12 protein-coding genes are annotated in these 12,704 nt (G+C 63.9%); 2 read left to right on the top strand and 10 right to left on the bottom strand.

The features are described 5' to 3' along the window. Position 1 precedes the first annotated feature (1 nt). The 10 genes from ACMTA2_RS19730 to ACMTA2_RS19685 form a co-directional block, all read right to left on the bottom strand. Positions 2-667, bottom strand: coding sequence for an amino acid ABC transporter permease (locus ACMTA2_RS19730; protein ID WP_305470770.1), 666 nt, complete (start codon positions 665-667; stop codon positions 2-4). Continuing rightward, positions 660-2,438, bottom strand: a complete 1,779-nt coding sequence (gene lhpI, locus ACMTA2_RS19725; protein WP_413791377.1) for a cis-3-hydroxy-L-proline dehydratase — start codon at positions 2,436-2,438, stop codon at positions 660-662. The genes ACMTA2_RS19730 and lhpI overlap by 8 nt, the downstream gene beginning before the upstream one ends. A gap of 10 nt (positions 2,439-2,448) precedes the next feature. Continuing rightward, positions 2,449-3,267 carry an ABC transporter substrate-binding protein gene (locus ACMTA2_RS19720; protein WP_024616202.1) on the bottom strand — a complete coding sequence of 273 codons (819 nt, stop codon included), beginning with the start codon at positions 3,265-3,267 and terminating at the stop codon, positions 2,449-2,451. A 232-nt stretch (positions 3,268-3,499) separates the two neighbouring features. Beyond that, the gene (locus ACMTA2_RS19715) at positions 3,500-4,249 is read right to left on the bottom strand and encodes an AraC family transcriptional regulator (protein WP_413791376.1); all 750 of its coding nucleotides are present in this window, start codon (positions 4,247-4,249) and stop codon (positions 3,500-3,502) included. Between the two features lie 114 nt (positions 4,250-4,363). Then, complete coding sequence (locus ACMTA2_RS19710; protein ID WP_413791375.1) at positions 4,364-5,620, bottom strand: FAD-dependent oxidoreductase; 1,257 nt, start codon at positions 5,618-5,620, stop codon at positions 4,364-4,366. Further along, entirely contained in the window at positions 5,617-5,853 is a 237-nt protein-coding gene (locus tag ACMTA2_RS19705) for a 2Fe-2S iron-sulfur cluster-binding protein (RefSeq protein WP_003202550.1), read from the bottom strand. Before ACMTA2_RS19705 ends, ACMTA2_RS19710 begins: the two co-directional genes overlap by 4 nt. Beyond that, positions 5,846-6,961, bottom strand: a complete 1,116-nt coding sequence (locus tag ACMTA2_RS19700; protein ID WP_413791374.1) for an NAD(P)/FAD-dependent oxidoreductase — start codon at positions 6,959-6,961, stop codon at positions 5,846-5,848. Before ACMTA2_RS19700 ends, ACMTA2_RS19705 begins: the two co-directional genes overlap by 8 nt. Next, positions 6,958-7,890 carry a 4-hydroxyproline epimerase gene (locus tag ACMTA2_RS19695; RefSeq protein WP_413791373.1) on the bottom strand — a complete coding sequence of 311 codons (933 nt, stop codon included), beginning with the start codon at positions 7,888-7,890 and terminating at the stop codon, positions 6,958-6,960. Before ACMTA2_RS19695 ends, ACMTA2_RS19700 begins: the two co-directional genes overlap by 4 nt. A gap of 112 nt (positions 7,891-8,002) precedes the next feature. Then, on the bottom strand, positions 8,003-8,674 hold the full coding sequence (locus ACMTA2_RS19690; protein WP_413791372.1) for a GntR family transcriptional regulator: 672 nt from the start codon (positions 8,672-8,674) through the stop codon (positions 8,003-8,005). A 227-nt stretch (positions 8,675-8,901) separates the two neighbouring features. Then, complete coding sequence (locus ACMTA2_RS19685) at positions 8,902-10,068, bottom strand: MFS transporter (RefSeq protein ID WP_413791371.1); 1,167 nt, start codon at positions 10,066-10,068, stop codon at positions 8,902-8,904. A 137-nt stretch (positions 10,069-10,205) separates the two neighbouring features. Between ACMTA2_RS19685 and ACMTA2_RS19680 the strand changes: the two genes are divergently transcribed. Further along, positions 10,206-11,597: an aminotransferase-like domain-containing protein gene (locus ACMTA2_RS19680; RefSeq protein ID WP_413791370.1), complete on the top strand. Its 1,392-nt coding sequence runs from the start codon at positions 10,206-10,208 to the stop codon at positions 11,595-11,597. Positions 11,598-12,181: 584 nt separating this feature from the next. Continuing rightward, entirely contained in the window at positions 12,182-12,454 is a 273-nt protein-coding gene (locus tag ACMTA2_RS19675) for a hypothetical protein (RefSeq protein WP_413791369.1), read from the top strand. The last annotated feature ends 250 nt before the right edge of the window (positions 12,455-12,704 follow it).

Genomic DNA, 12,704 nt, shown 5'->3' with positions numbered 1-12,704 from the left:
CTCAATAGCGAAACAAGCGCCAGGACAACAGCCGGGCCAGCCCGACGATCAGCTTGGCGATCAGGTAATACAGCACCGCCGCGAGGGCGAAGTATTCGAAGGTGCGGAAGGTCTTGACGTTGTATTCCTGGGTGACACCGGTGAGGTCGTTGTTCAGGCCGACGACCACGCCCAGGGACGTCATCAGCACCGCCCAGACCATCTGGTTGGTCAACGGGTAGAACACGATGCGCAACAGTTGCGGGACGATGATCATCCGGTACGCCTGGAAGGCGCTCATCCCCAAGGAGCGGGCGGCGCGCATTTGCGTACCGGGCACGGCCTTGAGGCCACCGCGGAAGTTTTCCGCCAGGTAGCCGGCGTTGTTGAAGGTGATCCCGGCCAGCAAGGCCAGCCAGGAGCTGACGTGCAGCCCGAGGGAGCCGAGGCCGAAGTAGAGGATGTAGATCTGGAACAGCGAGGGCGTGTTGCGGGCGATGGACACCCAGCCATTGCCCACGCCCCGCAGCACGCGATTAGGGGCCTGGCGCATCACCGTCAACACCAGGGCGATCAGCACACCGAAAATCATCGACAGCGCGGCGGTCTCGAAGGTCACCCAGGCCCCGGCGAGCATGTCGGGCAGGGCGCGCAAGGCCGGACGCCATTGGAAACTGTAGTCAAACATGGGGCGTCCCCCCTGTGTGGGCGGTGGGTCGCAGCCACGTCGGCGGCTGCCCGTGGGTGGCGGCGGTGCACGCGGCCTCGACGCAATCGGCGAGGGCGGCAAAGTGCACGCCGCGACCGACCAGGCCCGGCGCGTAGTGGGCGTATTTACCGGAGTTGGTCATCAGGGTGGTGGCGTGGGGCGGGATCACCGGTTCACCCAGCATGCACCAGCAGGTGTCGGTCACCACTACCGCGCCGAAGGTCTCGATGGCGGTCAGGTACCCGGCTTTGCGGGCCTGCTCCAGCACTGCCCGGCCGCAGGTGATTGCCAGCACCACGTAGGGATGCTTGACCCGGCCCGTACACAAATGTGCAAGCGCGGCGAATTCGCTGAGGGAGAAGTGCGGATTGCCCAGCGACACCACGTCCACCCAGTTGTCCCGGGCGCTGTTGAGCTCGCGCCAACTGGTAAGCAGGCCGGCGGCATTGACGCGTTCCAGCGGCAAGGTGACGTCGCTCTCCAGGACATCGGCCGGGTCGAGGGCTTCCGGCGTCACTCCGGCGATGTGGAACAACGGCGCGGCGCTGGTGGTGGCGAACGCGGCGCCGAAGGCCTTGAGGTCGTCCAGGCTCGGCGCGGTGTGTTCCAGGCCCCGTATCAGCGGGATGCGCCGGCCCGCCAGGCTGCCAATGTGATAGCCCAGCAACGGGTAGAAACTGTCATCGACTGGGCCCAACGCCGGCACGTCGACGATCAGCCGGGCCTTGCGCGGGTCGTCGAGATGGCAGCCGGTCAACGGCGCTCGGCCGCACAGGGCGATGCAGATGTCGAGGAAGTCCGGGTACTTCTGCGTACGAGCGCCCAGCACGCTGTTGGCGTAGACCACGGCGTTGGATTCGGCCCAGACGATTTGTTCGCCGGCCTTTGGCGCGGTGTCCAGCAGGTAGGGGGCGCAGGTGAAACTCAGTTGCGCGCCCATCGCCATGTAGGCATCGCCCAAGGCACTGGCCGGCTCGCCCAGGGCCGGATCGACGCCCAGTTCCCGCCAGCGTCGCTGGTCCACGGAGATGGCATTGAGGGTGGTGGGTACGCGAACCTTTGCCCCCCACTGCACCAGCTGTTCGGCAAAGCGCAGGCTGGCCGGGCCGGTGTAGATACAGCCGTCGATGTGGGCCTGGGTCACGTCCAGCAGTTGCGTGGCGCCCTGCAGCTCGGCCATGCGCAGCACGATTTGCATCGCCACTTGGGCAGCCTTGCCGTGGGTGCCGTCGAGCAACGCCCGGTCCTGTTCGCTCAGTTCCAGGGTTGAGAAAGTGGACGGCTGTGGCGCTGCATCAGAACCTAGCCAACCGTCATTTGGGGGTCGATCAGACAGTGTCAGGACGTCGCCTTCCAGGCGCACGAAACCCTGGCCGCGAAGCCCATTGAAGGCCTCATGCCCCACGCACACCACCGGCAGCGAGCGCTGGAAAATCACCTGCGCCACCCGCACGCCCAGGGTCAGGATTTCATCGGCTTCGGCCAGCACCAGGGCCGCAGGTGCATGGCCGTTGCTGATCAGTTCCATCAAGACGCTGCTGCCGGTGCAGGAACCGCGTCCACTGGGGATCGCCAGCACGCGACCGGCCAGGCGCTGACCACTCAAGGGATGGTGGCGGTCGATGACCTCGCCGCTGGCTGGATCGACCCCGCCCCAGAAACTCAGCCCCACCTCGGCGAACAGCAGGGCGCCCTGGGCGGCACCCTCCACCAGGCTGCGGCCTTTCACACGGACAGGCGTGCTTGGCATGGGCCGATCCTCAGTAATAGACCTGGGGAACGGTCAGGTTGGCCGGCGGGATGTCGGTGCCCACCCATTTGACGAACAGTTCCTTGTAGCGACCCGTGCGCACCTGCTGGTTGACGAACAGGTTGAGGTAGTTGAGCAGGCCGTATTCGCTGCGCTTGGCACCGAGGGACACGTAGTCGATGACGTAGGGCGCGTCACCGGCGATCTTCAGGCCCTTGTACTTGCCCGACTTGAGGGTCGCGGCGGCTACGGTGTTGGTCACCACCGTGGCATCGATGTGCCCCTGGGCGACGGCCAGCAAGGTGTCGTTCTGCGACTGGTAGGCGCGGAAGCTGCCGCTGCCCCAACTCTTCTGGTCCTTCTCCAGGGCGATGGCTTCGTAGGTGCTGCTGGTGTTGCCCAGGGCCTTGCCCTTGAGGTCGGCGTAGCTGTTGATGCCGGTGTTGTCGCGGGTCAGCACCACCATCTGGAAGGCGAAGTAGGGCACGGTCAGGCCCACGGTCTTGGCCCGCTCCAAGGTGTCGGATGTGGAGGCGACAATGACGTCGGCGCGGCCGGACAGCAACGCGGGGATTCGGTCGGAGAATGGGGTTTCCACCACTTCGGCATCGACACCGAGGACCTTCGCCAGATCGTTGCAATAGTCCACGTCGAATCCCGCCGGTTTGTTGCTTTCGTCGCGAAAGCCCATCGGGGGGAAGTCCAGGGTCACGGCGCAACGCAGCTTGCCGGAGCCGATGATGTCATCGAGCTTGTCGGCGTGGGCGGGGGCGATGAAAAGCGGGGTGAGGACAACGCTGAGGGCTACGGCCAATGCAGGGTTTTTCATAAATGCCTCGCTGTCGAATAAATGCGGTGAGATATCGTATTGAGGATTTCGTATACGATATTAGATAAGCAATCAACGTGCCCGTTTCTGGCAGAGCCGCAGTAATGCCACCGAAGGGTTGGTCTAGAGGCTTTCATGCTGCGCGGTAACAAGCACGGCAACGGTGGTGCTGGAGCCAGGGTGTTACAGATGGGAGCACCCCCGGGCTCGACGCCCCATCAAGGAACAAGGATCAGCGCTGATTCTCGCGATATTGGCTGGGGGACAGGCTGGTCAGGGCCCGGAACTGGCGGCTGAAGGCGCTGTGATCGGTGTAACCGCAGCGCAGGGCGATCTCGGTGATTGGCAGGTCCTTGTCGAGTAACAACCGTGAGGCTTCTTCCAGCCGTGCCTTGTGAATCATCTGTCGCGGCGTGAGTTGGAAGATGCGCTTGCAGTGCCGCTCCAGTTGCGCCACCGACAATTCGGCAATGGCAGTCAGCTCGGCAAGGCTGATGGGGCGGGCGAAGTGTTGCTTGATATGAGCGTCCACGGCCGCCAGCTTGTGAAACGCCGGGTGGCTCGATTGCGGCAGTTGCAGGTCGCGGGAAATGCCGGCCAGGCCGACGATCTGGCCGCTTGGGTCGTGCAGGGCGAGCTTGTGGGTCAGGCACCACACCGGTTGGTTACCGTAATAGAGATGCAGTTCGAGCTGGTCGGCCAACTCCCGCCCGCTGGCCAGCACCCGGCGATCTTGTTCGGTGTACAGCGGGCCGAAGCGCTCGGGGAACACCTGGTCGGCGGTGAGGCCGAGCAGGTCGCCGCTGTGCTTGAAGCCGCAGCGCCGGGCCAGGGTCTGGTTGACGAAGGCGTAGCGGGCTTGCGGGTCCTTGATGAAAAACACCACGTCCGTGAGGGTGTCCAGCAACGGAGCGATGGGTTGCAGGCTGCGCAGCAGGGTGTCGAGGTCGCAGGGGGCGAAGGCGGTGAGCGAGGGGTACATGGCCGGCGTCGTCTTTATTTGTGGGAGCGATGGTGGAGTGTCAATCGAAAATGCGCCCCCTGTCACGCCGCATTCGCGAGCAAGCCCGCTCCCACAGAAGGATCAGGCATTGGTTCAGGTGGGTGGGGCTTCTTCCAGGTTCAGCAAGGTTTCGATCCGCGCCGGGCTGAAGGGCGGGCGAGGTGTTGGCGGTGTCCAACTGAACAGGTGCTCCAGGGCGGCGCCGCACACTCGGCCCTGGCAGGCGCCCATGCCGCAGCGGCTGGCCAGTTTTGCTTCACGCCAGTTTTCGTGGCCGACCAGTTCGCCGTACGGTACGTCTTCGCAACGGCAGACCAGGGTGTCGCTGCGGACCAAGGTCTTGAGCCGTGGATCGAGGGCGAAGGCTGTGTTCAATGCTCGGGCGAAACCCTGCCAGCGTGCACGGCGTGGCCACAGCCGTTGGGCGGCTGCGCTGTTGCCGACGGCGGCATGGCCGGCGATGGCGCCTTCCACCCGCGCCAGTTCGCTGCCGCCGAAACCGGTGCATTCGCCTGCCGCATAATGTTCATGGCGAGTGGTCGCTTGCCAGGCGTCAACTGCCAGCGCCTGGTCTTCAACCACGCAACCCAGGGCCTGGCCTAATTGGGTATTGGGGATGAGCCCGAAACCACAGGCGAGCCGGTCGCAGGCCACTTCAATCGTCTTGCCTTGCTGATGCAGGCGCACGCCCTCCAGCCGCTCCCGACCGAGGGCTTCCACCACGTGGCTGTCGGTGCGGTAGTGTCGGTCGAACAGACTGAACGATTGGAAAAACTTCCCCGGCCAGCGCGGCAGTTGTACGGCGAAACCCGCGACGGCGCCGCGACGGGCCTGCTCGGCGATGCGCAGCACCTGTGCACCTTGATGCTTTGCCGTGGCGGCGCTGGCCAGCAGCAAGGGGCCGCTGCCAGCGATAACCAGCCGTTCGCCGCGCACCGGCAAGCCACTCTTGATCAGCGCCTGCAAGCCGCCAGCACCGGTCACGCCGGGGAGTGTCCAGCCGGGAAACGGCAGCAACAACTCACGGGCACCGGTGCAGAGAATCAAGCGCTCGTAGCTGATCTGCCAGCCGCGCTCGGCATCTTCCACCAGCAAGGTTTTATCCGCCGCGCAGGCGATCACACGGGTGCCGGCATGGCAACGTACGTTGGCGCAGCGTTGCAGTTGCTCGCGCAGGCGTCGGGCTGCGCTGGGCAGGTTGGCCTGGGGGCCGTCGCGCCAGATCTGCCCACCGGGCAGCGGGTTGTCGTCCAGCAGCACGATGCGCGCGCCGCTGCTGGCTGCGGCGAGGGCGGCGGCCATGCCAGCGGGGCCGGCGCCGATGATCAGCAGGTCGGTGGTGTCGTTCATGGTCGGGTCTGTACCTGCATGCCGTCGTGACACAGGGTCTGGCAGGCCAGGCGTCGACGACCGTCGATCAGCACCCGGCACTCCTGGCAGATACCCATGCCGCACAAGGGCGCCCGGCGCTGGCCGCTGACCGAGGTGCGACTGCAACCGTCCGCGCCCAACGCCAATGCCGCCGCGACGCTGGTGCCGTTGGCGACTGACAGCGGGCGGCCGTCCAAAAACAAGTCAGGCATGGGCCGGTTCTCCCAAAAAACGCTGTGGCAGGTAAGGCTGCGCGGCCAGTGGTGAGGTTTCGTCGAACAGCTGCGCGACGAGCAGGTCAGCCGTGGCCGGCGCTGTCGTGACGCCCAGGCCTTCGTGACCCACCGCCAGCCACAGTCCCTGGCGCTGCGGATGTTGGCCCACCAGGGGTAAGCCGTCTGGGCTCGCTGCGCGAAAACCGGTCCAGGCGCGGATGCCGTTCAGATGCGCCAATCCTGGCAGGTATTCGACGGCACGCTTGAGCATTTTTGCCAGCATCCAGCCTTCTACTTGCGGATCGAGGGTGCCGAACTGCCGCGAGGCACCAATGAACAATTGCCCGGTGGGACGTGGCTGGATATTGCACGCCACCGACGGCCCGCTGGCGTGATGGGCGCTGGTGACGTAGCCCAGCTCCACCAGGGTGTGGGTGACCGTGGCGGGGTAGCGGTCGGTGATCAGCAGATGACCTTTTTTGGGCTCGATCGGCAACTCCGGGCACAGTCCGGTGGCCTGGATGCCATTGGCGAGCACCACGGCCTCGGCGCTCAACCAGCGCCCGTCGTCGAGGCGCACGCGAGCCCCATCGACCTCGCTGACCTGCGCCCGTTGCTGGCGAATGTTGGGCGCGTCCAGCATCCAGCGAGCGGCCGCCGGGGCGTAGAGGATGCCGTCGCCCTTGATCAGCAGCCCACCTTCCAGCCCCGGGCGCAGTTCGGGTTCACGCTGACGCAGCGCGGCGTGGCCGATCAGTTCGCAGGTCTCGCCATGGGCCAGCAGGTTCAGGTATTTGCTATGGGCCACCGCCATTTCTTCGGCATTTGCTGCCAGCCACAAGGTGCCGTTGTTGCGCCAGGCGCAGCCGTCGGGCAGGGCTGGGGCCAGCTCGCGCCAGCGTTGCAGGGAATATTGACTGAGGGCCAGCTCCGCCGGGTTGTCATCGAGCACCAGCAGGTGCCCCATGCCGGCCGCCGTGGCGCCGTGCCAACCGGCGTCCAGCACCAGCACGTTGACATTGCGCCGGGCCAAGGCCTGTGCACAGGCCGCGCCAATGATGCCCGCGCCGATGATGATCACGTCGGCGACATGGCCCTCGCTCACGGACGAATGCCCCAGGCGAACGGGTCGTCCGCTTCGATGATCAGTGTGGTTTCGGCGTTGATGTAGGCACGGCCGCGAATAGTTGGCACGATGCGCTCGCCCGAGCGTTCGTAGGAACCCTCGAACTCACTGCCAATGACACTGGCCTGGCGCCAGATCTGGCCGGATTGCAGTTTTCCATCGGCCGCCAGGCACGCCATTTTGGCGCTGGTGCCAGTGCCGCACGGGGAGCGGTCATAAGCCTTGCCCGGGCAGAGTACGAAGTTGCGGCTGTCGGCTTGCGGGTCGTCGGCAAACAGTTCGATGTGGTCGATCAGGCCGCCGTCCTCGCCGCGAAAACCCTGCTGCTCCAAGGCTTGTTGCACGGCGTAGGTGTAGGCGGTCAAGGCGTCGAGGTTATCGCCGGCCACGCGCTGGCCATGTTCGGCGATCAGGAAAAACCAGTTGCCGCCCCAGGCCACGTCGCCCACCACCTGGCCGATGCCGGGCACCTCCAGGGCCAGGGCCTTGCGGTAACGGTAGGCCGGCACGTTGCGCACGCTGACCGAGCGGTCTTCGTGCAAGGTTGCCTGTACCGTGCCTACCGGGGTTTCGATGCTGTGCACGCCGGGGCCGATCCGGCCCAGGTGGGCCAGTGACGCCACCAGGCCGATGGTGCCGTGGCCGCACATGCCCAGGTAGCCGCTGTTATTGAAAAAGATGACGCCGGCACAGGCGCTGGGGTCCACCGGCTCACAGAGCAACGCCCCCACCAACACATCGCTGCCCCGGGGTTCCAGCACGCAGGCGGTGCGCCAGGCGTCGTGTTCCGTGGCCAGGCGTTGCTTGCGCTCGGCCATGCTGCCCCGGCCCAGGTCAGGAAAGCCGTCGATGACCAGTCGGGTCGGTTCGCCGCCGGTATGGGAATCGATCACGGTGATGCGTTTCATGGGAGGGCCACGTCCGTTCAGATGAGTGACGGCAAGCGTGGCCCGCGCCGGGGGGCGACGGCTTGATGGTTTTACCTGTCGCCGATGACGAAATCGGCACAGAGCCGGCCCATCAATGGCTGGAAGGCAGGAACTTGAACAGGGTCTCGCAGACCCCGGCGATGTGTTCGTCCAGCAGCGTCACGGCTCGCTCGACGTCACCGGCGCGGCAGGCCTTGATGATTTCCCGGTGCTCGTGATCGGCGCGCTCCTTGCCGGCCGAAAGGCTCATCTGCATGCGCAAGTACCGCTCCAGCTTGTCGTGCACCGAGCGGATCAGGCTCACCATGAAGGGCCGTTGCGCCGGTTCGTAGAGGCAGGCATGCAGTTGCCAGTTCAATTCGGCCCAGCGTCCCACGTCGTCTTCACCGACGAACTCCCGGCAGATGCCTTCGGCACGGGCGAAGGTGTCTTCGGTCATGTTGGGAATCGCCAGGCGCAGCACTTTGTCTTCCAGGAGCATCCGCACCTCGAACATCTGTGCCAGCTCCGCCTCGGAAATGCGCGTCACCATCGCCCCGCGGTTGCGCTGGAACATCACCAGGCCTTCGGCTTCCAGACGCTTGAGGGCTTCGCGCACGGGGATCTTGCTGACGTTGAACTGCCGGGCGATGTCATCCTGGCGAATCGGCTCGTCCTCGGCAAAGTGACCGGCCACGATGGCATCGCGCAGGTGGCGGGTGATGATTTCCGAAGTGGAAGGGGTGTTGCCCAGGTCGGGCAGGTTGAACTTGGATAAAGTCACGGCGGCGGGTCGTTCGGCTTAGGTGGGGATATGGTATACGACTTTGCCGGGACGGTCGTTGGGGCTATGAGCAGTCAAGCCGACCCCGTTTAGTGGCGAGGGGATTTATCCCCGCTGGGCTGCGCAGCAGCCCCCAACAATGCATAAACACCTGATACAGCGGGTGATGGATTTAAGGGCTGCTGCGCAGCCAACGGGGATAAATCCCCTCGCCACAGGTTCTGTGGTTATCCATGGGAGAAACTGGTCACGCAGGCCTGCGTCCGAACGATGACCCACCCGGTGATACACGCTCCGGCAATCAAGGCCACGCCAAACAGTACCAACGCCACGTTCGCGCCGAAGCCATCCGCCAATAACCCGGTCACCACGACCGGGACGCTGAACCCGACATAGGCGAACAGGAAAAACCCGGCACTGACCCGGGCCTTTTCCGCGCCGGCCATGGCCGTGACGGCTGACAACCCGCCCAGGTACAGGAAACCGTAGCAAGCGCTGCTGGCGCCCAGCGCTCCCAGCAACACGGCGAGCAGGGAGCCGGTGCTCGCGCCCCAGGCCAGCAACGCGTAGCTCGCAGGCAGGATCAACAGGCCCAAGCCCGTGGCCCTGGCCGGCTGCATGCGTCGAACCCAGGGCTGGAAGAGCAAGCCGCAACTGATGACCGTGAAGGTCGACAGGCCAGACCAACGCTGCAAGTCGTGGGTCGCCAGCACCGATGGCAATATGGCGATGACCAGGCCTGAGGTCGCCCAGGCCAGCAGCATGGAAAAACTGTAGGGCAGGCTGCCGGCGGGAAACAAAGGCAGGCGCAGCAACGGTGCATCTTTGATTTTCAGTGCCGGATCCGGTAACCGCCAGACCACGACGATCGCCATGGCAGCCAACATCAGCTGCAACCAGAAGCTGCCGGGTGTGGCGCTGTGATGGACGAACAGGAACAGGCTGGTCAACGCCGCGCCCAGGCCAAAGCCCAGGGAGGTGCTGGCGGTGACCCGGTTGGCCGGTGAGCGGGTATCGCTGGTTGGCATGAGTTCGGCCATATAGGCGGTCGACGTGGCCGAAGCCAGCCCCGTGCCGACCCCCATCATCAACCGCGCCACGCCCAGCGCCACCAGGCTCGGCCAGAGCAAGGTCACGAGCGTCGCCAGCATCGACAGCCCGAGGGCGACCAGGATCAACGGCTTGCGTCCCACCCGGTCGGCGAGCCCACCGAACGCCAGCAGGACCGGCAACACGCCCAGCACATAACCGGAAAACGCCACCGCCGTGGCGCCGGCCCCGTAGCCGGACAACTGCGCGTAGGTGGTGTACAGCGGCGCCTGCAGGTTGACCGCAAGGGTGATCAGGCAAAGGCCGAAAGCCAGCCCCCAGGAATGTCGATGCGATGGGTTCAAGGGTGTTCCTTAAAGGGTGTGCACGAAGTCTCGGGGACTATCACTGCCGGGCACAGCGCAAACAAGGAACAGACCCAGGCCATTTGTGCTTAACTGTTCGCTCGAAATTCGAGAACACTTAGCCAAGAGCGCCAGCCGTGGACCTGAAGATTGATCGCAACGTTGCCGAGCCCGTGATCCGGCAGCTCGTGACGCACCTCATGGGCTGGATCAACGCCCATGGCATCCGTCCCGGTGCGCGCATGCCGTCCATTCGCCAACTGGCCCGGGAAAACAGCCTGAGCCTGTCGAGCGTGATCAAGGCCTATGACCAACTAGTTGCCAGTGGGGTGCTGGAGTCTCGACATGGCGCGGGTTTTTTTGTCGCGCAGCAGTTGGTCCGACCTGTGGAGCCAGAGCCGGATAACGCGCGGTGGCGGTTGTTCGATAATGAATCGACGCAGCTCAAGCTGGGGTGTGGCTGGCTGCCCGACGCCTGGCGCGACGACACTGACCTGGGTCAGGCGATCCGCCAGGTGGTGCGCAGCGACAACCATGCGTTGTTCAACTACAGCACCCCGCTGGGCTCGCCTCATCTGCGCCTGCACCTTCAAAAGCGCCTGGGCCTGATCGATATTCATGTCGACCCGGCGCAGATCATCACCACCCAAGGTGCCAGCCAGGGCCTCGACCTGCTGGTGCGAACCCTGCTCAAGCCCGGTGACCTGGTGCTGGTGGAAAGCCCTGGCTACTACAACCTGTTCAATCTGCTGAAACTGCATGGGGTCAAGACCGTGGCGGTGCCAAGAACCGCCCAAGGGCCGGACATCGCCCGCCTGGAACAGCTTCTCGGCGAGCATAAGCCCTCGTATTTCTTCATCAACAGCATGTACCAGAACCCCACCGGCACTAGTCTGGCGCCGAGCGTGGCCTATCGTCTGCTGCAGCTGGCAACAGCCCATGACTTTCGCCTCATCGAGGACGACATCTACGCCGATTTCCAGAATGGTCCGACCTCACGCCTGGCCTCCCTGGATGCCCTGGACCGGGTGATCTACCTGGCGAGTTTTTCCAAGACGCTGTCCAGTTCGCTGCGCATTGGTTACGTGGTCGCCCATCCGGAGATCATCCAGCGCCTGGCAGAGGTCAAGATGATCACCGGCATCGGTTGTTCGTTGCTGGCGGAAAACGTGGTGGCGACGTTGTTGGCCAACGGTGCTTATCGCAAGTTGATCCAGCGCTTGCGCCAGCGCCTGAACAAGCAGATGGCGAGTACGCTGCGCCAACTGGACCCGGCTTACTGGGAGGTGTTTGCCGAGCCGATGGGAGGGCTGTTCGTCTGGGCCCGGCCTCGGTGCCTGGCTGCGCCACGGGTGCAGCAGATTGCTCGGGAGTTGCAGGTCCAACTGTCCCAGGGGGCGGCGTTCCTGCCCCAGGGGGAGGTGTGCGATTGGTTGCGGTTGAACGTGGCGTATACCCAGGATGTTCGGGCGCAGACGTTTTTTCAGCGGATCGCGAAGGAGTCGATGGTGGCGTCGCCTGAGCTGTAGCGATGGGCGATGTTGTCTGGACGTCTGTCTTTATGACCAAGGAAATCAGTTGTGGCAGCGATGGCGGACATCAGCGTCGGACGCTTCCTGCAAGCCGTGCCGTCTTTGGCTGACTATGCGGTGACGTGATTCATGGCTAAATTCGGTTCGTCGCTGCTCATCAGCGACCGGATGTGGAAGTCCGTTTTCTTGCTAAAGGCGCTCAAGCGTCCATGAGCTGATGTTGATCGTTTTTTGTGTCAACATCGTCGCGTTATGGCAGCTTTGCGCGGGGCACTTTCGGGTGCGCCGGGTTCCTTTAGCCCCGGTCTTCCACACCTGCGTATCGCTGCCACCCTCATGTGGAAGTGAGGTTGGCGGTTCATTGAACTGCTAAAGGAGTTTTACCTATGAAAAAGATCACTCCAAATCCTCCGAAAAGATCCGCTCGCCCGCACACACTACTGTCGGATTTTTCTTACACATCGTGCGACACCATCGCACACCTCCTGAATGGGACGTCAGGTCTCGACTTGCCTCGCTGTTCTGTCGAAGCCATCCGCCACGCACCGCTGGGCGCTCAAGTTTATTCGCAGGAGTGAATCATGGCTCGCTATATGCCCATCACCGGAATCGAAAACAATTACCACGCCTTATTGATCGATACGGAGGCGCCCCTGGATGTGTTGCATGACACGGCGGCTTATCGAATAGCGGCGGTGACACAGTTATTGGAGAGCCTTGCCATGCGCTCGGAAATCAGCAGTGATGCAGTGATTTTGCATGACTTCGCTCAGTTATTGGCCATTCCATTACGCGACGGTTGTGACCTGCTTGATGTGATTGGTCGCCGGTTGCAGGCGCAGGTGTCTGACTGAAAGGGCTCCATACGGGGTCGTGCTGTTTGTGTTTTTTAGAGCAGGGGGGTGTGTATCCGTTGCTGCGGTAACGGCTACTTAGGGTTCCGCCCTTACGGCGGGTCACTTTTGGCAAACGCCCCAAAAGTAACCAAAAGGTCTTGCCCACCACTCGGCACCTCGCCTAGGCTCGGTGTGCCCGAAGGCAGGCATTGCTCCGTGGGCCGCCGCGAAGGGCCATCCATGGCCCAGCGCGGCTACCTCGGCATCC

Source organism: Pseudomonas medicaginis (assembly GCF_965119365.1).
Taxonomy (GTDB): domain Bacteria; phylum Pseudomonadota; class Gammaproteobacteria; order Pseudomonadales; family Pseudomonadaceae; genus Aquipseudomonas.
The sequence above is the reverse complement of the archived record's forward strand: the minus strand, read 5'-3'. Positions and strand labels throughout refer to the sequence as shown.